Annotated in this window: 20 protein-coding genes; 11 read left to right on the forward strand and 9 right to left on the reverse strand. The window is 46.3% G+C overall.

What is annotated here, in order from left to right; genetic code table 11:
- The first annotated feature begins 148 nt into the window (after positions 1-148).
- The 4 genes from QUB10_RS20055 (at position 149) to obgE (ending at position 4,252) form a co-directional block, all read left to right on the forward strand.
- On the forward strand, positions 149-1,222 hold the full coding sequence (locus tag QUB10_RS20055; protein ID WP_333204905.1) for a class I SAM-dependent methyltransferase: 1,074 nt from the start codon (positions 149-151) through the stop codon (positions 1,220-1,222).
- Between the two features lie 417 nt (positions 1,223-1,639).
- Positions 1,640-2,536: a Mo-dependent nitrogenase C-terminal domain-containing protein gene (locus QUB10_RS20060; protein ID WP_333204907.1), complete on the forward strand. Its 897-nt coding sequence runs from the start codon at positions 1,640-1,642 to the stop codon at positions 2,534-2,536.
- Positions 2,537-2,611: 75 nt separating this feature from the next.
- Positions 2,612-2,803, forward strand: a complete 192-nt coding sequence (locus tag QUB10_RS20065; protein ID WP_333204909.1) for a hypothetical protein — start codon at positions 2,612-2,614, stop codon at positions 2,801-2,803.
- A gap of 408 nt (positions 2,804-3,211) precedes the next feature.
- On the forward strand, positions 3,212-4,252 hold the full coding sequence (obgE, locus tag QUB10_RS20070) for a GTPase ObgE (RefSeq protein ID WP_333204911.1): 1,041 nt from the start codon (positions 3,212-3,214) through the stop codon (positions 4,250-4,252).
- Positions 4,253-4,364: 112 nt separating this feature from the next.
- Here obgE and QUB10_RS20075 read toward each other — a convergent pair whose 3' ends face one another.
- The 5 genes from QUB10_RS20075 to QUB10_RS20095 all read right to left on the reverse strand — a co-directional run bounded on the left by QUB10_RS20075 (position 4,365) and on the right by QUB10_RS20095 (position 8,212).
- A complete protein-coding gene (locus QUB10_RS20075) occupies positions 4,365-4,829 on the reverse strand; it encodes a hypothetical protein (RefSeq protein WP_333204913.1) in 465 nt (154 codons plus the stop codon).
- A 6-nt stretch (positions 4,830-4,835) separates the two neighbouring features.
- On the reverse strand, positions 4,836-5,231 hold the full coding sequence (locus tag QUB10_RS20080; protein ID WP_333204915.1) for a hypothetical protein: 396 nt from the start codon (positions 5,229-5,231) through the stop codon (positions 4,836-4,838).
- 65 nt (positions 5,232-5,296) lie between these two features.
- Positions 5,297-6,883, reverse strand: a complete 1,587-nt coding sequence (locus tag QUB10_RS20085; protein WP_333204916.1) for a serine hydrolase — start codon at positions 6,881-6,883, stop codon at positions 5,297-5,299.
- 251 nt (positions 6,884-7,134) lie between these two features.
- The gene (locus QUB10_RS20090) at positions 7,135-7,923 is read right to left on the reverse strand and encodes an RNA methyltransferase (RefSeq protein WP_333204941.1); all 789 of its coding nucleotides are present in this window, start codon (positions 7,921-7,923) and stop codon (positions 7,135-7,137) included.
- A 40-nt stretch (positions 7,924-7,963) separates the two neighbouring features.
- Positions 7,964-8,212 (reverse strand): hypothetical protein, encoded by a 249-nt coding sequence (locus QUB10_RS20095; RefSeq protein ID WP_445300828.1) that lies wholly within the window; start codon positions 8,210-8,212, stop codon positions 7,964-7,966.
- Here QUB10_RS20095 and QUB10_RS34290 point away from each other — a divergent pair.
- Together QUB10_RS34290 and QUB10_RS20105 are read left to right on the forward strand one after the other, a co-directional pair.
- On the forward strand, positions 8,200-8,562 hold the full coding sequence (locus QUB10_RS34290) for a hypothetical protein (protein ID WP_445300829.1): 363 nt from the start codon (positions 8,200-8,202) through the stop codon (positions 8,560-8,562). The two genes, QUB10_RS20095 and QUB10_RS34290, sit on opposite strands and share 13 nt — an antisense overlap.
- Positions 8,532-9,467, forward strand: coding sequence for an isoaspartyl peptidase/L-asparaginase (locus tag QUB10_RS20105; RefSeq protein ID WP_333056878.1), 936 nt, complete (start codon positions 8,532-8,534; stop codon positions 9,465-9,467). The genes QUB10_RS34290 and QUB10_RS20105 overlap by 31 nt, the downstream gene beginning before the upstream one ends.
- 227 nt (positions 9,468-9,694) lie before the next feature.
- Here QUB10_RS20105 and QUB10_RS20110 read toward each other — a convergent pair whose 3' ends face one another.
- Entirely contained in the window at positions 9,695-9,868 is a 174-nt protein-coding gene (locus QUB10_RS20110; protein WP_333204920.1) for a hypothetical protein, read from the reverse strand.
- Positions 9,869-10,354: 486 nt separating this feature from the next.
- Positions 10,355-11,089, reverse strand: coding sequence for a hypothetical protein (locus QUB10_RS20120; RefSeq protein ID WP_333204924.1), 735 nt, complete (start codon positions 11,087-11,089; stop codon positions 10,355-10,357).
- Between the two features lie 133 nt (positions 11,090-11,222).
- Between QUB10_RS20120 and QUB10_RS20125 the strand changes: the two genes are divergently transcribed.
- The 3 genes from QUB10_RS20125 to QUB10_RS20135 all read left to right on the forward strand — a co-directional run bounded on the left by QUB10_RS20125 (position 11,223) and on the right by QUB10_RS20135 (position 14,015).
- Positions 11,223-11,843: a tetratricopeptide repeat protein gene (locus QUB10_RS20125; protein WP_333204926.1), complete on the forward strand. Its 621-nt coding sequence runs from the start codon at positions 11,223-11,225 to the stop codon at positions 11,841-11,843.
- Between the two features lie 433 nt (positions 11,844-12,276).
- Entirely contained in the window at positions 12,277-12,765 is a 489-nt protein-coding gene (locus QUB10_RS20130) for a hypothetical protein (RefSeq protein WP_333204928.1), read from the forward strand.
- A gap of 497 nt (positions 12,766-13,262) precedes the next feature.
- Positions 13,263-14,015: a hypothetical protein gene (locus QUB10_RS20135; RefSeq protein WP_333204930.1), complete on the forward strand. Its 753-nt coding sequence runs from the start codon at positions 13,263-13,265 to the stop codon at positions 14,013-14,015.
- Between the two features lie 174 nt (positions 14,016-14,189).
- Here QUB10_RS20135 and glmU read toward each other — a convergent pair whose 3' ends face one another.
- Together glmU and QUB10_RS20145 are read right to left on the reverse strand one after the other, a co-directional pair.
- A complete protein-coding gene (gene glmU / locus QUB10_RS20140) occupies positions 14,190-15,578 on the reverse strand; it encodes a bifunctional UDP-N-acetylglucosamine diphosphorylase/glucosamine-1-phosphate N-acetyltransferase GlmU (RefSeq protein WP_333204931.1) in 1,389 nt (462 codons plus the stop codon).
- Positions 15,579-15,590: 12 nt separating this feature from the next.
- The gene (locus QUB10_RS20145; RefSeq protein WP_333204933.1) at positions 15,591-15,818 is read right to left on the reverse strand and encodes a hypothetical protein; all 228 of its coding nucleotides are present in this window, start codon (positions 15,816-15,818) and stop codon (positions 15,591-15,593) included.
- Positions 15,819-16,210: 392 nt separating this feature from the next.
- Between QUB10_RS20145 and QUB10_RS20150 the strand changes: the two genes are divergently transcribed.
- Together QUB10_RS20150 and QUB10_RS20155 are read left to right on the forward strand one after the other, a co-directional pair.
- On the forward strand, positions 16,211-17,215 hold the full coding sequence (locus QUB10_RS20150; RefSeq protein WP_333204935.1) for a hypothetical protein: 1,005 nt from the start codon (positions 16,211-16,213) through the stop codon (positions 17,213-17,215).
- Between the two features lie 26 nt (positions 17,216-17,241).
- Positions 17,242-18,066 carry a sulfurtransferase gene (locus tag QUB10_RS20155; protein WP_333204937.1) on the forward strand — a complete coding sequence of 275 codons (825 nt, stop codon included), beginning with the start codon at positions 17,242-17,244 and terminating at the stop codon, positions 18,064-18,066.
- Positions 18,067-18,090: the final 24 nt, after the last annotated feature.

Here is an 18,090-nt window from a genome sequence, read left to right on the forward strand (position 1 = left end):
CACAAGAAGAAAATCTACTCTTTGTGGAACAGGCATCTTGCCTGTTCTAGGAAAGGGTGCAAGATGTGAGTTATAACAAATAACTAATAACAAATAACTAACAACTAACAGCTAACAACTAACAGCTAATCACCTCTTCGCGGAATCTATGGGCGCCGAAAGTACGATCGACCAGACCGAACAGCTACCGCTGGTAGTAAATCCCGACATTCTCCAGCAAGCTATCCTCTACAAAATTAATACTCGCATCATCGCTCGTGGAGAATTAGTTTTCCCCTGCGTTCCGGGAATGCTAAGCCACTATCTCAAGTCCATAGAAAAGCTATTTAGCACTCTCGACAGACCACTGCCCGAAGACCGCAGAGACGAACTCAGCAAGCTGTTAGCCACCAAGTTAGAACAAGGCTACCGCACCTCCACAGCATCGATGCTGATCCTACAATACGAATCAGTGCAGCCACCACAAACCGGTTTAGCCTGCAAAGTCATTGTTACTACCTCAACAGTTGGAGAACAGTATAAAAGCTGGGTAGACACCAGAGAACCTCCGCTTTTCGGTTCTCATCCAGACGCAAAATTGATGACAACGGCTGCTAAATTGGGCACGCCCGATCGAGTGCGGATTTTGGACGTGGGGGCCGGTACCGGCCGCAATACCTTGCCCCTAGCGAGATTGGGCTATTCTGTAGATGCGATCGAACTAGCTCCAGCTTTTGCAGAACAATTGAAAGCCGCAGTAACAGCCGAAAACCTTCCCGTGACAGTAACTGAAGGCGATGTGCTCGATCCCTTAATGCGGATGAAACCAGCCCGCTATCAGTTGGCAGTTGCCGCCGAAGTCATCTCACATTTTCGAGACAGCGATCAAGTACGGCTTTTCCTCGCCAAAATGTGCGATTCCCTGTCTCCCGGAGGCCTGTTGCTGTTCAGCACGTTTTTAACCGTCGGCGACTACCAGCCAGATGCCCTCGTGCGACAAGTTGCCCAACTCTCCTGGTCTACTTTATTTACCCCCCAAGAACTCGCCACCGCAATGGAAGGGTTGCCCTTAGTCCCAATATCGAACGAATTGGTGTTTGAATATGAACGCCACCACCTGCCGGAAGAAGCCTGGCCACCGACGCCCTGGTTTCCCAGTTGGGCCACCGGTCGAGATGTCTTCCCAATGGCAAACGCCCGCCCGCCCATGGAATTGCGCTGGATTTTGTGCCGCCGCAGTTAAAAAATTTTGTCATTTCTAGGCGGACACAGCAATCAAAACTGTTAACCGGCACTAACAGTTTCCTCATATCTTTTTCTTTCAACAGGTTAAATCCGGCTCGGTGTTAATATTGCCCAGCCGGGACACAAAAATTTACAAAAATATATATTAAAATGTAAAGAGAGCGAAGTTCGATCGCCCCTGGGAGACAAACCCAGTGTCTGATTAGATCCAACCCTTGCCAACCTTTTATTTCTTGCGAAAAATTGGGTGGCTAATGGCAATCGGGCTTGCATAAAATTCGATCGCCATCTTGATGGGTGCAACTAGAGTTAAGATCAATTCAACAAACCTATTCCTCCCGATAGATGACTTTTTAGGGAATAGGATTAACCAATAGATTAGCTCGCTAGTTAGCGATGCTGCTGAAAAACAAATATGCTTTTAACACATCCACTACAAGCGTTTGGAGCAATCTTCGGGCACAAACCTTCCACAAATAGATCATCGATCGACCAAAAAACCAGTAAAAATTATTGGGAGGGGAATATTGAGTCCGCTGTAAACGAACAAATTGACTGGTACATCCAAGTGGAAATGCTAATGAGTAACGCTAAATCTTCCTGCACCAATGAAGAGATTACTGCTTGGCTGCGGGGATTGCTGACAATTGCTTGGGCAGACGGCAACTTTGACGAAGACGAGCAAAAAATGATTGCACATCTAACTCAGGATGAACTACACCCGGTATCTTTTGAGGAGGGTTTTGAACCCATTACCGCAGAGGAATTAGTCGCTGTGTTAGGGAAAGACACCGCTAAAGGCGAGGATTTTTTGAGGACAGCAGTCATGGTAGCTTTGGCAGATGGTACCTACTCGCTCAGCGAAGACGAGGTAATCTCTAAGTTTTGCACAGCTTTAGGGCACAATGTAGAGGCGATCGAAGCTCTGCGACACACCATCGAAGACAGCAAGTGCGATGATCCGCAGGGGCCCAGCAGCCAAATAGTCTTTGATGCCAATGTCGCCCCCGTCGCCGGAACACCCCTTTCATCTCGGCTACCTAAACCTCACCACAAAGATGTCCTGCAACCCGTCAAAGACTGGCTTGACGGCTGGGAAATTCACGACCCCAAATTGGCACACTTTGTCTGTAAAATTATTCCGCCCCAGTGTCCGTTTGAGCGAGATGTCGTGTTATTTGGTCACAAAATCGTCCATATTCCGGCGATGTGCCAGATTAACCCGCTTTACGAACAGTTAGTGGGGATGCGCTTTCGAGCTCTCTGCTATTTGGCAGATGAATGTAAGGAAGATGTATCGTCTTATTGTTAGTAGTTAGTAGTTAGTAGTCATTAGTCATTAGTCATTCTTGTGAAATTTTGGATTAATGATTGTAACTATTAACCAATGACTACTATTAGTCCTGAACGCAAAAACCTGGTTTTTCTACGAAAAAACATCATTACACCCATCCGCCCCAGTAGAAAAACCGGGTTTATTGAGTTTTTGTGCGTGAGTCCTGCTAATCTCAAATCTGCTTTGATAATACTAATTCAACAAAAGTTTTGGTACAATCCTCAAGCTTATACAAATTATTAAAACTCGTCGATTTAGGAGCCGGACACGGCATTGCCGTTTCCCTACAGATGCTCGCCTACAATCTCTCGCTCAGCACTACTTTTCACAATAGGTAAAATTATATTTTTCCGGAAACTGTAAATAGCCACTAAACTTGGCTGTCGTCCGCCGACCCGGGCTAAAGAAAAAGAGCAATATGGTACTTGGATCTGGTATAATAACTAATGACTAATGACTAATCACAACTAACAATTGACAATTGACCAATGACAAGTGATATCATTTCCGGTCGATTACCCCTAATAAGGTAGGGGCGGGTTCACGAAAAATATTTGCCAATAATTGACAATCTCAAAAACCCGCCCTCTTAATCGCTCGATTGGACATGATATGACAACTGACAACTGACAACTGACAACTGACTAAATTATGCAATTTATCGATCGAGCAGATATTCAAGTCGCAGCCGGCAAAGGGGGCGACGGTATGGTAGCTTTTCGCAGAGAAAAGTATGTACCGGCGGGCGGCCCCTCTGGCGGGACGGGCGGCAAAGGCGGTTCCGTGTATATGGTAGCGGTGGAAAGCCTGCAAACGCTGCTAGATTTTCAGTACAACCGGATTTTTAAAGCCGATGACGGGAAGCGGGGCGCGCCGAAAAATATGACCGGTGCCGGTGGGGACGATCGCACGATCGAAGTTCCCTGCGGTACAGTAGTTTACGACGCGGAAACTCAGGCAATCTTAGCAGATTTAGTGACGCCCGGACAGACTTTTTGCGTAGCTAAAGGCGGCAAAGGCGGTTTGGGGAATAAGTGTTTTCTGACCAATTCTAACCGCGCTCCAGATTATGCGATGCCGGGAAAAGAAGGAGAACACAAATTTTTGCGTTTGGAATTGAAGCTATTAGCTGAAGTCGGAATTCTGGGGATGCCGAATGCTGGCAAATCCACCTTAATTTCCGCTTTATCTGCGGCCCGCCCCAAAATAGCAGATTATCCGTTTACAACTTTAGTCCCCAATTTGGGCGTAGTCAGAAAACCCAGCGGCGACGGTACGGTGTTTGCAGACATTCCGGGATTGATTGAGGGGGCGCACGAAGGCGCGGGTTTGGGTTACGAGTTTTTGCGGCACATTGAGCGGACTCGGTTGCTGCTGCATTTGATCGATATTACCGATGAAGATCCGATCGCCAATTATGTCACAATTCAGGAAGAATTGAAGGCTTACAGGCGTGGTTTAGCCGATCGACCGCAGATTTTGGCTTTTAATAAGGTAGATGCGATCGACCTCGAAAGCGAAGAAATCGGTAATTTAACCAGCCGACTTCAAGAAATTAGCGGCGCTCCTGTTTTGTTGATTTCCGCCGTTAGTAGACTTGGATTGGATGAATTGATGCAGCAAGTTTGGCAGAAACTCGACGAGATGAACGAGAAAGAGGCTGCTGAACAGTTAGCAGTCGCGAGTGTTTAATCCCTTTCCGGTTCCTGGAATTTCCGTGAAGCCGTTTGCGGAAATCGACAATACTCGCATTGCTCTCCCGCGCGTTGGGTCACGACGCGACGCAGAGTGGCTGGTACATAACTCATGCTTCTGTCTGTAAGCGTTTGTAGGCGTGAGCTTTGGCTAAACGCACCCAATGTTCTAACAGCAAATAGCGATCGAGTTCGACTTCCTCTCTGGCCGAAATAGTGCCGGATTTATTGCGATAGAGCAGTTCGCTCATGCGGGCTTGCAACGCAGGTGTGGGGCGGATGGCGAGGATTTCTTCTGGGCTGGGTTGACTGGCTAGCACTTCGACGATTTGGCGATCGTCTTGGTAGGAGATGGTTTCTGCGGGGGCGAGTTCCCGAAGTGCGCGATCCAGGGCTTCCGGGAGACGATCGCCCAATTGTTGTAGTTTTTCGCCGAGGATATCGGGAACTTCTAGGATAATTTGCATTAGTGCTGATGTGAGGAGGGGAATTCCCTTGATTGTAACAAAGGGAAAAAATGCCGTTAACTTAAATCCCGATCGGGGTATTGAAGCTGCATAGCCCGATATTTGCACAGTTGTTCACAATGGAGATAACTGGCGAATTTGCCCATTGTAATCGACTCTCACCCTCCCATCTTGAGAAACCGTAACAACCGTTTCTACAGTATAGACAGACGAACCAGGCTTGTTACCCTTAAAAGTAAAAGTCCAAGTTCCATCCCCATTGTCAACAAACGGCGATTCCTTAGAAGTACCGTGCATAGAAGCTTCAGCTCGATAGTTGCCTAAACCCCCATTAGCAATTTCTGCTGCTTGACGGGCTAAGTTTTTTGCCCGATTGAGTTCGATATTATTGTTAATCACTCTCACGCCATCGGTCTGATATTCAGGAGCAGGATTGCTCAAGGCGGGGGAGACTCCAACAGCTAAAGTTGAAAGCGCTACCAGACAAGCAAGTCGAATGTTTAGTTTCATAATACAAACTGATTTATAGTTTGATAAAGTCTACAACACTTGCCCGAAAAAACCCGGTTAAATTTTCAATTTTTAATTTTCACTTGTGAATCTGCTGGCGTTTCCCCACCGTACAAATAGCGGTAACTCATCCGAGAAATCTCCCGAATCAATGTTTGAGCTGGCTTTTCCGTTTCCGGCGGATGCTTCACCATCACCGCCACCAAATAACGCTTACCGTTCGGCAAATCCACCATCCCCGCATCCGCAAGCATTGTATCAATGTTGCCGGTTTTGTGAGCAATAACTGAACCTTCGCCTAAACCTTTCGGCAGCAAAGAATCATTTCTAGTTTGGCGCATAATTTGCAAAATGCGATCGCGCGATTTCACCGATACCAAATTACCCCGATCGATCTGGGCTATGATATTAATCAAATCCTTCGGACTGGTAGTATTAGTTCCCTCCAAATCTGGCAAATTATTACGCAGAACCGTGGTACTCAAGCCCCAATTTGCAAACTGCTGATTCAAAACCTCAGCACCTCCCAACAACTCAATCATCATATTTGTCGCCGTATTGTCACTGACAACAATCATCTTTTGGGCAACTTCCAAAGCCGAATACTTCTTACCAGGAGCCTGGTCTTGCATATCCCCAGAACCGCCGACAATGTGTTCGGACTTCAGCGTCAGCATCTGATCTAACTGCACTTTGCCCTCATCTACTGCTTGGAAAAAAGCTACTAAAATTGGTACTTTAATTGTGCTAGCTGAAGCAAAAGCAGTATCGCCATTAAAATTTAAGTAGCTTCCAGTATCTAAATCGACTAGAAATATTCCGGCTGTCAAACTAGGATTTTCTGTTGCTAAAACCTGAACTTGGGTTTTTAAAGCTCCTAATTCTTGATTCAGTTGCAGCACTTCTGGGGTTGCGGATGCTGCAGATGCGCTATCGGCTGGGTTTTTCTGCCCTGCGGTAGTTTGTTCTTCTGTCGCTACAGTCGATGCTCGACTCACAGCATTTACCACCGACAGCAGCGTACCGCAAATCACCGCTATCCCAACTCCCAAAATCAGCAAGCGAGTAGCGTACACCAATGGGGGCACGCTCCGAGGTGCAGAGCGTTTACCCGGTCTCTGACTCGCTTGGGGGCGCGGTTTAGGGACGGGGGTTTTTTTGGCATCTGCGGGGATTACCGTGTCTGGAATGCGAACTGGGGGCGAACTGGGAAGACTTCCACGGGTTGCAGGGGGAGTCGCAGTTGGGATCTGGCTGTTGGGATTGCTGGCGATCGAACTCACATTTTCCCGCTCCAGAGTCGGGTTCGGAAACTCGAACATATCGACAGCAGCGAGGCCTTTTTTGCCTGGTTGGCGAGTCTTCGACTGCGGAGTTTTGCTGGTTCTGGGTTTTCTGGGGTTAATTGCCGATCGAGGATCGGATAAAAAGTCTTGTGTGGTAAATTCTTCCGAAGATGTGGGAGAATTAGCTCCAATTCTGCTGCCGCGGCTTTGTTGCGGTGGCAAAGTCGCAGGTTCGGGCGATCGAATTTCTGAATTGCCGTTTTGCGGTTGCCGAGGGCGACGGCGGCCCGAGTTGCCAGACTGACTTGCTTTGCCGGACTTGGGCTGCTTTGAGCCGGAGTTGGGAGAGGATATCGAGGATATCACCGATAATATCGATCCTTTGGGAAACCGCTCTGCCACGTCTTACTCCTTCATCACTACTGTAAAGTTCAAGTTTAAGATTTTTCAGCTTGTCAGCCAATCAATTTTAGATTTTAGATTTTAGATTTTAGATTTACCCCAGACGCTGCATGGTATCAGCAACCGGGTTTATTGCCCGCAAATTATCGCAAAGCTTAGGTTTTTAGTCAAGAAACCCTGTTTTGAAGGTGACAACTGGGTGCAGGAAAGTTCTCCTAGCTGTCCGTTGGATTTTCCGGTAACGCCCCATCCAGAGTATCAGAATTTGCCTCTCGTGGGTAAGTTTTGATTGCCCATTCTGTTTGGCGGAGGACGCCCCGCAGCATGGCGACTTCATCCACTGTCGGATAGGCTCTGTTATACAAACGGCGAAATTTTTCCATCCGGCTTGCTGCTGTGTGCTGCTGCAAATATCCTATTTTTAACAGCAAAGTTTCTAGTTGCTGGTAATATCCCTCTAAATTTTCCAAGGGAGCCGATTCCTTCTGGCCACTGACAACCGACAACTGACAATTGACAACTGACTTGTATAGTTCGTAACAGCAGATAGCGACGGCTTGGGCGAGATTTAGGGAAGTGTAGGCATCGCTGCTGGGAATGCGGATCAGGCGTTGAGCGCGGTTTAATTCGGCATTGGTCAAGCCGCAGTCTTCTCGGCCGAAAATGAGGGCGCTGGGGGCTTCTAGGAGCCAAGGCAAGGCATCTGCGGGTTCTTCTAGTTGTGTTGGCAACGATCGACTATCATCTCCTGTAGTTGCGATCGCTCTGACACACCCAACCAAAGCAGCGGGCAAACTCTCGACTACTTTGGCAGTTTCGAGTATGTCGGCGGCGCGAACTGCCATCAGTCGGGCTTCTTCCCCTAAATGATCGCATTGGGGATTTACCAAAACTAATTGGTGCAAACCCATATTTTTCATGACGCGGGCAACAGAACCCACATTCAATGGGCCTGCAGGTTCGACTAAGACTATTCGGATGTTGGCGCCGGCCGTTTCGAGCATTTTTATTTTGGGAGGTGTTTGGCAGAAAGTAGGTTTTTCCTTAGCCACAGGCTTTCCGGCCTGTTCCACAATCCAATTTAACTCTTGTGGAACAGGCCTCAACAACAGGCAAGATGCGGGTTGTTTCCTCAGCAACAGGCTTTCCGGCCTGTTCCACAATCCAATTTAACTCTTGTGGAACAGGCCGGAAAGCCTGTTCATAATCGCAAGATGCCTGTTCCACAATCAAATTTAACTCTTGTGGAACAGGCCGGAAAGCCTGTTCATAATCGCAAGATGCCTGTTCCACAATCCAATTTAACTCTTGTGGAACAGGCCGGAAAGCCTGTTCATAAAAATGGTACAAGATGTGAATTAGTTAATCTCTTGTCAAAATTAGCATGGCAAAGCAACGATCGAAATCTGATTTACCGACAAAAATGTGCCCAGTGTGCGATCGACCTTTTACTTGGCGCAAAAAATGGGCCGACTGCTGGGATGAGGTCAAATACTGCTCCGAACGATGTCGTCGCCGCCGTTTGGCGGCTCAAGATTAAGAATTTAGAGCAAGTTGCTCGAACAAAGCTAAGATTGCAAAGGAAAAATTTTAGGTTATTAGGTTATAAATTATGGCATCGCAACAAGTGCAACCAAAGCTAGTTATTCACGGCGGTGCCGGCAGTTCTCTACACAGTAAAGGCGGAATTGAGGCGGTGCGGAAATCGCTTTACGATGTTTTGGAGGAAGTTTATCCGCTGCTGAAAGACGGTGCAAGTGCCGTAGATGCAGTGGTGCGGGGCTGCCAATTGTTGGAAGATGACCCGCGATTCAATGCCGGTACTGGTTCTGTGGTGCAGTCGGACGGTCAAATTCGGATGAGTGCTTCGCTGATGGACGGTTTGATGCAGCGTTTCAGCGGGGCGATAAATGTTTCTCGCGTTCAAAATCCGATCGAACTTGCTAAATTTTTGCAGACTTCGGACGATCGGGTTCTCTCTGATTTTGGTTCGGCAGAATTGCTGCGAGAACTTCACTTGCCGATTTACGATCCGATGACGGATTTGCGTTTGCACGAGTGGATGCAGGAACGCCAAGGCAATTTTAGCAAAGCAATGGCTGACGTGGTTGCCGAACCGGCCGGTGTGGGTACGATCGGAGTCGTAGCTTTGGATGTGCATGGACGCTTGGCTGCTGGGACTTCGACTGGCGGCAAGGGTTTTGAGCGGATTGGGCGGGTTAGCGACTCGGCGATGCCGGCGGGAAATTACGCGGCAGGGAGTGCGGCGGTAAGCTGTACGGGGATTGGCGAGCACATTATGGACGAGTGTTTGGCCGCGCGAATTGTGATTCGGGTAACGGATGGTTTGAGTTTGAAAGCTGCTTTTGAGCGTTCTTTTGCTGAAGCTGACGAACGTCAACGGGATTTTGGCGCAATTGGAATTGATGCTAGCGGGGCGATCGCTTTCGGCAAAACTAGCGAGGTGATTTTGGGTGCTTTTCACAACGGTATGCAAATGGGCGATACTTTGGAAATGAGCAAGGGAACGCTGATTTTTATTGCTTAAAAGGGCGATATAAATTGTCAGTCTGCGGTTCAGATACCCGACTTTTTGAATAATTCGGGTATCTCGCTCGGCGTTAGTTTTATATCAAATCCGGTGCCATCAGAATTAATATTACCCACAGTCAGGACAGGGCGCCGTGCCCTTTCCATACAATTAATCTGGCGATCCTTACATAAAAAGCGAGGAAGATTTATGATTTTGGGCTAGGAAACGGCATTGCCGTGTCCTCATTCCTTAGACTCAGAAATTAAGCGAATTTTTCCCTGCAATCTGGTAAAAATTAATTCACCATCAGTTACTTTTCCCTGAGCAATTTGCTCGGTGCCACTAGCAATTTTCTGTTTGAGTTCTGCCAGACGCTTCTGTTTCAATGCAATATTTCTTTCTTCTGGCAGTTGCATTGTCTGGGCCCCTCTAAAAAACCTTAAATCAATTATACTCCAATAATTTAATCATCGCCCGTCACCTCTCTAATCTTCAATCCGCAGTTGCCAAAGTTTAACAGTACCATTCTCCCCGCCGCTGACGAGACTTTCGCCCAAAAGCCCGATCGCCACCGCAGACACAGAGAGCATCTCAATGAAAGCCGCCCTCCGCTAGAAATTCGAGTTAGGAGTCAGGAGTCAGGAGCCAGGAGAAAAGAGGAAGAAGGAAGAAGGAAGAAGGAAGGAGCCAGAAGAAGTGTTTTTACAAATATGAGATGCTCCCGATCGTGCCGCGGGTGGTGCCGATCGCCAAAATTTGCCAGTCGGGGCTGACAAGCGAATTTCAAAGGTGGTACCCGCCACGTGATTTATCCGTGGAATCAATCCCAAATCTAAAATCTAAAATCCTCAAGAAAGAGCATTTATCTCGCGCAAGTCAATCTAAAATCTAAAATCTAAAATCTAAAATCGATTGACGGCGACGGATTCGTGGCGGTGTACGTCTGCCAAACGCTTCAGCAGTTCGCCGTTTTGCAGGTTCCAGAGTTTGACTGTGCCCGCGCGCGATCGTGTCAGCAGCGTTTTGCTGGCGGGACTGAAAGCCACTAGCAACACGGCTGTTGAATGTCCGAAAATCGTCTGCTGCAGTTCGCCGCTGTGCAAACTCCAAATTTTCACTGTACTATCCTCTGAGCCCGTTGCGAGGAATTGTCCGTCGGGACTGATAGCTGCAGACAAAATCCTGTCTGAATGGTGGAGAGTGGCTTTTAAGATGGCGCCGGTTGAGGTTTTTGGCTGCGTTTTATATCCGGCTATTTCCAGCCAGTCGATCGCATCTCTCCAATTTTTGAGAGCATTTCGGGGTCGATTTGTCAATAATTCTATATATCTGTACAAAGTTTTTGACAAGTCAACTTCGACACCTTTGATTTGTTTGTTGAGAAATACCGCAATTTCGGCTGGGCTGTAGCCGCACAGCAAGCCGCAGAGGTGCCGCTTTTCTACGGGTGTCAGCCCTCTTCTGGTGTGGGGGGCGAATTCTTGTTTGGCATTTGCCAAGTCGGTGTAAAGCTTTTGGATGTCCCAGCCGTTGCTGGCGCGTGCAAATGGTTCTTCGGGTCGATCGAGGGTAGAGGGTATCATTTGCGGCAGTCGCGATCGAGTTCCTAGTCTAATTCCTAACCAAAATCCTAACATTCGCTGTGCGCGATCGAACTGTTTTCACCGCTAATCTATTTTTAACACAGCAAACAGGGGAAAGAGTTTCAGATAGAAAATCCGTTCCTTTACAGTTGGCAAAATAACTATACATCAATCGGAGAAATAGAAAATGCCTGGAATTGCGATCGGCTTATTTTTCATCCTAGGTTTAGTTTTAAGTCTTGTTGGCTATTTTTGGGGATTAGTTCAAGCTTTTGGAGAGGAAACTATTTGGGGAGTGCTTTACTTACTTGTCCCCTTTGCCTCATTGGTTTTTTATATCAAGAATTGGAGGAATCAAACCATCAGAAAAACATTCTTAATTCAATGTGCTGGATTGCTAATGTTTGTATTGGGAGGCATTACTACTTCAGTATTTTATGGCAAAAATTTTGTAAAAACCTCTGACTCTGGGCCTAATGTAGAGCAGGGATATAACGAGCAATCGCCTTCTTCTTTTGCTTCTGGTTTCAACACTTCTCCATCACCCTATCAAGAGTTATCTCCTGCTTTCGAGTCATTTCCTGCTGCCGCAGCACCTGTTGCTGAGCCTAATTCTGCTTCTGTTGCTGCTCCCAAAAATGACTTCAAACAATCTATGAAACTCGGCTATATCTACTTCGGGCAGGGAGACTATCAAACCGCTTTAATCAATTTTAACAAAGCTTTACAGGTACGTCCGGGCGATGCTTATGCTGTCAAGGCTGCTTATAACACCAAAAGTGCGATCGTCCAAAGCAATGTCAAATAATAATCCGTGCATTAAAAATTGCCTACAGCGGATATATAGCCCAATACGGTTCACTTAAGACTCCTTATGCTCGGAGATCCCCCTAAATCCCCCTTAAGAAGGGGTACTTTAAGAGCTTTCTTGTTCCCCCCTTTTTAAGGGGGGTTAGGGGGGATCGGTCTTAAGTGAACTGTATTGATATATAGCAATCCTAAGTCATTTGTAAATTTCTTACTCCCTCCCCTTGATAAGGGGAGGGTTGGGGTGGGGTCAAAAATTTACGACTCCTGCAAGGATTGCTATATATAGCGGTTCTCAAGCGTGGTGAGGTATGTCCACGGAGGCCACGGAGGCCACGGAGGCCACGGAGGCCACGGAGGCCAGTCGTACCTCATATGAGAGCTCGAAAGGCTATAAGTAATTCACATTGTTTTTAAACTCAAAAATTAAACTAATGAAAATTCTCAACCAAACACCGACTCAACTAACAATTAAAACTGCGAGCGCCTGGGATGGTTTGCTATTAATTTCTCCCTTCATCGTCATTGGACTATTGCAGATTATTTTAGCATCAAATTGGATAGGTGGAGGTATATTTTTGTTGTTTTCGCTGTCTTTGTTGGACGGCGCGATAGATGAAACATACATTTTTGATAAAATTTTTAGCAAAATGACCATTAAACGACGGGGTGTGTGGCTTCATGATGTTACCGAATGCTCAACTCGGGAGATTTCTGCGGTGGAATTAGAGGAAATAGGAGATAGCGAGGGAAATCGTAGCTATTATGTTGATTTGTGGATGTTGGGGGGCGATATCATCTGTTTAAGAAGCTATTCACTAACAGAACAATACAAAATGGCTGACTTGATTCGCAGCTATATCTCGATTAGCGATAATCGCACGCTTAGCAATGTATTTGCCCTACAAATCCGTGAACCCTAGCTCTCCCGTAGGGAATCGCCCAAATCCATAACTAAGCTGTTGTGCATTTAAATTTTGTGTTGAGGGCGGGCTTTCGGGCCCAACCCCTACTCCCCACAAGAGTGAAAGTTGATTTGACCAGGGAATTTATATGCGGATTAGCTTAACGATAATTAAATAGGCGCAAATAAGCTTGACAATGTAACAAAATGTAAACCTGTACTCACCTGGATGATTACTTTCCTACGGAACGCGAAGCTAACGTTTCATTCCCCATAACATAATTAATATATTTTTAAGATTCATCTACTTTAAATCACGGAAAGCTATCTTAAACCCAGCCGCAGGTAAACTCGCGACCTTTGTTGTCGGTCAGACATTTTAGTGCTAACGTATTACCAAAATAAGAGGGGTCATGGCAGAGGACGACTTCAAATAATATATAAGTTAACAATTCGGCCGATCGGGGTTAGTAAGGCGATCTGTAACATCATTTTGGGAATTTAAGGGTGAGATAAATGAAAATAATCAAGCAAACAGCAAGTGAATTAATAATTCAGACTCAAAGTATATTTGATTTTTGGTTCCCTAGTTGTTTATTCATGACATTGGGACTGATCTCGCTGACTTTTGACTATCATGCAGCAAGTCTGAGCTGCCAGCGATTGCAGGCAAAACAAGGAAAATGCCAGATTGTGCGATCGAATTTACTGGGGTCGAACATCAAAGAAATTGAGCTTGCTTCTTTGCGGGGAGCTAAAGTTGAAAGATGCGGCTATAAAACCAGAGTTGTACTTTTGACTTCTGTTGGCACTGTTCCTTTCACTGCTAACTCCACTAATTGGGGAACCCAAGACGCTGTGGCTTCTGACATCAATTTTTTTGTTAAAAATGCAAAAAATCGCTTGCTGCGCTTAAGCCAAGACGATCACTGGTTGGGATGGACAGGAGGCATATTTTTGCTCGCAGGAATCGCAGCGATCGTCTTGAGAAATAATGAAATCTACAGCTTCGATGAAACTTTAAACACCTTGACTGTTAAACAGCGGGGTTTGTTGGCACGTAAAGTCATGGAATACTCTCTGTGCGAGATTTATGGCGTGGAAGTCGATCGCACAAAAGATCGGGATCATGATATTTGGTACGAAGTCAGACTGTTAGTTTGTGGAGGCTCTCGCATCTCCCTACCCCGCACCATGAACCCATACCAGCAAGCAAAAATCGCCAAAGCGATTAACAACTATCTGCACCAGCAAAATAACCAAAAATAGCCGATCGCGATCGACCCGATTTCTCAAGGTTGCGGACTTACGCAGAAACCGGGTTTTTCACCAAAATCTCTTCGAGAGTGCGATCGCTTCCGCTATAAAAACCCGGTTTCTTTGGTATCCAGTGCGAAACTCGCGATTGGGTGGAAACTCATCATCTAAAAAGTGAACAATCGTTCACTTTTTAGGTTCTTTCAACTGCCAACCTGGTTTGACAACTTGCCGGGAACGGGCAATTACTAAACAATCATTCGGCACATCTTCTGTCACCACAGAACCCGCCGCTACAGTAACATCTTCCCCCAAAGTTATCGGTGCAACCAGCACGCTGTTAGAACCCGTTTTACTCCGATCGCCTATTTGAGTTTTGTGCTTGTTTTTTCCGTCATAATTCGCCGTAATTGTCCCAGCACCGATGTTGACTTTTTCTCCCAAAGTCGCGTCGCCTAAATAAGACAAGTGAGCGACATTAGTTCGATCACCTATTTGAGTATTTTTCAATTCTACAAAATTGCCGACGCGACAGTTAGCCCCAATTTCTGCGTGTCCCCGCAAATGTGCGTAAGGGCCAATTCGCGAATTTTCAGCAACCATACTGTCAGAAACCACCGAATAAAGCACAGTCACATTTTCCCCAATCTGACTGTTTTCGATCAAACTGCCGGGGCCAATGCGACTCCCGGAGGCGATCGAAGTATTTCCCCGCAAGTGAGTTTGCGGTTCAATTACCACATCCGGCTGCAACTCTACTGTATCGTCAATGGTGATGCTGTTGGGATCGAGCAGCGTGACTCCTGCCGTCATCCACTTGTCCTTTATCCGCGTTTGCAAAATATCGCAAGCTGTAGCTAAATGTTTGCGATCGTTAATTCCCAATATTTCTTGATAATCTTCCACATCCACCGCCATCACCGGACTGAGGAAATTTACCGTATCAGTTAGGTAATATTCTTTTTGGTCATTATCTGCCTTCAATTCTGGCAAAATTTTCTCTAAATCCGGCCAGTGAAAGCAGTAAACACCTGCATTAATTCGGTGATTTTGCTTTTGAGCTTGTGTGCAGTCGCGGTGTTCGACAATTTGCTGGACTAAGTTTTGACTGTCAGTAAATACTCGACCGTACCCTTGAGGATTCGGCAAATTAGCTGTCAATAAAGTAGCAGAGTTTTGATGCTGTTTGTGAATGGCCATCAATTGTTTGATAGTTTCTGCCCTCAGTAAAGGTACATCCCCATTTAAGACGAGCAAGTCTCCTTGAAATCCCTCTAAGTGAGGCAGCAATTGTTGGATGGCATGACCGGTTCCCAATTGTTCGGTTTGTTCGACAAATTCTAGGGGAGGAGATTGAGGATTTTTCCCTGATATTTCTTGACCTCGAATCAGGGATTCTTTAACGAGTTCGCCTCGATAACCGACGATGACAAGTCGCCTGGTAATTTGAATTTCTTGACAACTTTGGAGGACTCGCTCAACTAGCGATCGACCGGCCAATTCGTGTAGAACTTTAGGCAAGTCAGATTTCATGCGCGTGCCGCGTCCAGCAGCTAAAATTGCTATTGCTACCATTGTGCGATCGAGTTATTTGCTATAAAAACTTGAATATTGACTAACTGATGATATCACTCGCTGTCCGCCGATGGCACTGCGATCGCACAAATTTTTCATCTCAAATTTGCCATCTCGCATCCGCGGGATCGAGGTTTTTTCCAGCCGGATGCTGGTTGTAGGGGCGATGCTGGCAATATCTGGACTGGTGCGCCCGGTATCAAAAACCCGTTGCAGCCGCAGTATTTGACAATCAAGCATCCAGGATACCCGCCACGTGATTCATCCGTCCAGAAATAAAAAACCTGTATCCGATGAAACTTGCCGAACGTATTTACCTCGCGCAAGTCAATGCTTCAATTCTTTAATCTAAAATCTAAAATCGCGCAATCGATTGACGGCTGAGTCAGAGAACTTGCATTCCTCACCAAAAACCTGAATTATGGTTTTAGTAAGCAATGCAAGTCCTGCCCCAAGGGATGCCAGGGCTAGCGAGAGTGATAATTTGCATCTTTGGGCTGGGATTTGCCACGATACATTATACTATTTGTTGAATTTCAGTTATTGTGTTTTCAACTCCAAAAAACTCTTTCTGACTTTTTCATTTTTTCTTCCTTCTACCTTCTATCTTCTGCGTTATCAGGTGTCCAGCTATGACAGAGCTTAATTTTCAGGAACTTGCCAAGCAGGGAAATCTCGCCACTGCGATCGCATCTTGGCTCAATAGCCAGTTGCAATCTGAAGGCATCACCGCCTCCGCGAATCTCGACGGCGACTGTTTGGATGTAATTCTTGAGGCCGAGCAGGTACCCAGAGAAAATACATTAGTTGATTTTGTCCGCACCGAGCTGACGAATTTGCAGCCGGATTCGATTCGCAAAGTGAAGATTGAGGGTCGAGAAAGCGGTCAAATTGCTGCTGCTTGGAGTCAAGAGTTTAGTTTGGAGAACAGCACTTTGGAACGACAGACGTTTGCAGGAGAAGCTGTACCAAATACTGGGGTTGCTAATATAGAGAACCGCACAGAGATGGAGAATAATATTATTGAGGAGGAGAAACAGCCGGAACTTGCTGCATTTGAGAATCGGCTGCGATCGACTTTCATTGTAGTTGGGCTGGTAACGGGTATGTTGGCGATCGCCGTGGCGGCGTTTGTCGGTAAAATTTTGAACCAGCCGACAGCAACTGCGGGGGAGAATCTTGATGAAACAGCCAATTTAGCAACTGCACCAGATACTTTTCGAGAAGCCGTTAACAGCGCACTCAAAGCAGCAGAATTAGGCCGATCGGCAAAAACAAAGGAAGATTGGACTACAGTTACCGATCGTTGGCAAGAAGCGGTATCATTAATGAGAAGAGTACCAGTCTCTAGCCCCAACCATCAACTAGCTCAAGCAAAAGTAATCGAGTATCAGAAATATCTGCTTTACGCTCAAGAAGCAGCAGTAACTCCCCCTCTGCCAACTCCAACTCCCGCACCAGCCGAAAAATCACCTTCGGAAAAAGCTACTCCTAAAAAATCTAATTCGCCCAAAGAAACTTCGGAAAAAGCTACTCCTAAAAAATCCAATTCTGAAAATAGAGCTTCTGAGAAAGCAACTTCTAAGAAATCTCCTTCCGACAAAGCAGAACCAGAGAAAAAAGCTCCTTCCCGATAGATGTTAAAACATAGATGTGAATAATTATGACTGACAACACTTTAATCGTTTCTCCTGAATGGTTAGCCACCAATACCGACAATCCGCAAGTTGTAATCATTGACTGTCGTTTTTCCCTTGCCGACCCTGAATTGGGACAAAAACAATATCAAGAAAGTCACATTCCCGGAGCTTTCTATTTAGATTTAAACCGCGATCTCGCGAGTTCAGTGGGCAAACACGGCGGCAGACATCCGCTGCCAAATATTGAAGAATTAGCTGAGAAATTGAGCGCGATCGGCATTAATTCACCAGAAAATTTAGTCGTCGCCTATGACGATTCGCGTCTGGCTTTTGCCGCTCGTTTGTGGTGGCTGCTGCGATATATGGGACACAGCAAAGTCGCTTTGTTAGACGGCGGTTTCAGCGGCTGGAAAGCGGCGGGCTATCCGGTAACAAATACTTTGCCAGACTCCCGCGAGGGTAACTTTGTTACTCACTTGCAGCCGGATTTGGCGGTAGATATTGAGGCGGTAAAAGAGCGTAAAGACTTGCCGGGAAAGGTTTTGGTTGATTCGCGAGAAAGCGAGAGATATCAAGGTTTGCGGGAGCCGATCGACCCCATTGCAGGTCACATTCCGGGTGCGGTTAACTATCCTTGGCAAGGGGTGACGGATGAAACTGGAAAAGTGCGATCGGCATCCGAACAAAAACAGCGGTGGACAGAATTAGAAAAAGCCGAAGAAATTATTGTTTATTGCGGTTCCGGGGTGACGGCTTGCGTTAATTTACTGTCTTTAGAAATCGCTGGAATTCCCGATGCTAAACTTTATGTAGGTAGCTGGAGTGACTGGTGTTCTTATCAGTTGTAGGGTGCACTCATCGAGATGATTGTT

The organism is Microcoleus sp. B5-D4 (assembly GCF_036705145.1).
GTDB lineage: Bacteria > Cyanobacteriota > Cyanobacteriia > Cyanobacteriales > Microcoleaceae > Microcoleus.

Bases quoted from the DNA above. Each gene is read 5' to 3' on its own strand.
- QUB10_RS20055 (WP_333204905.1), top strand. From the start codon at position 149: ATGGGCGCCGAAAGTACGATCGACCAGACCGAACAGCTACCGCTGGTA.
- QUB10_RS20060 (WP_333204907.1), top strand. From the start codon at position 1,640: ATGCTTTTAACACATCCACTACAAGCGTTTGGAGCAATCTTCGGGCAC.
- QUB10_RS20065 (WP_333204909.1), top strand. From the start codon at position 2,612: ATGACTACTATTAGTCCTGAACGCAAAAACCTGGTTTTTCTACGAAAA.
- obgE (WP_333204911.1), top strand. From the start codon at position 3,212: ATGCAATTTATCGATCGAGCAGATATTCAAGTCGCAGCCGGCAAAGGG.
- QUB10_RS20080 (WP_333204915.1), bottom strand. From the start codon at position 5,231: ATGAAACTAAACATTCGACTTGCTTGTCTGGTAGCGCTTTCAACTTTA.
- QUB10_RS20090 (WP_333204941.1), bottom strand. From the start codon at position 7,923: ATGCTCGAAACGGCCGGCGCCAACATCCGAATAGTCTTAGTCGAACCT.
- QUB10_RS34290 (WP_445300829.1), top strand. From the start codon at position 8,200: ATGCCTGTTCCACAATCCAATTTAACTCTTGTGGAACAGGCCGGAAAG.
- QUB10_RS20105 (WP_333056878.1), top strand. From the start codon at position 8,532: ATGGCATCGCAACAAGTGCAACCAAAGCTAGTTATTCACGGCGGTGCC.
- QUB10_RS20110 (WP_333204920.1), bottom strand. From the start codon at position 9,868: ATGCAACTGCCAGAAGAAAGAAATATTGCATTGAAACAGAAGCGTCTG.
- QUB10_RS20120 (WP_333204924.1), bottom strand. From the start codon at position 11,089: ATGTTAGGATTTTGGTTAGGAATTAGACTAGGAACTCGATCGCGACTG.
- QUB10_RS20125 (WP_333204926.1), top strand. From the start codon at position 11,223: ATGCCTGGAATTGCGATCGGCTTATTTTTCATCCTAGGTTTAGTTTTA.
- QUB10_RS20130 (WP_333204928.1), top strand. From the start codon at position 12,277: ATGAAAATTCTCAACCAAACACCGACTCAACTAACAATTAAAACTGCG.
- QUB10_RS20135 (WP_333204930.1), top strand. From the start codon at position 13,263: ATGAAAATAATCAAGCAAACAGCAAGTGAATTAATAATTCAGACTCAA.
- glmU (WP_333204931.1), bottom strand. From the start codon at position 15,578: ATGGTAGCAATAGCAATTTTAGCTGCTGGACGCGGCACGCGCATGAAA.
- QUB10_RS20145 (WP_333204933.1), bottom strand. From the start codon at position 15,818: ATGCTTGATTGTCAAATACTGCGGCTGCAACGGGTTTTTGATACCGGG.
- QUB10_RS20150 (WP_333204935.1), top strand. From the start codon at position 16,211: ATGACAGAGCTTAATTTTCAGGAACTTGCCAAGCAGGGAAATCTCGCC.
- QUB10_RS20155 (WP_333204937.1), top strand. From the start codon at position 17,242: ATGACTGACAACACTTTAATCGTTTCTCCTGAATGGTTAGCCACCAAT.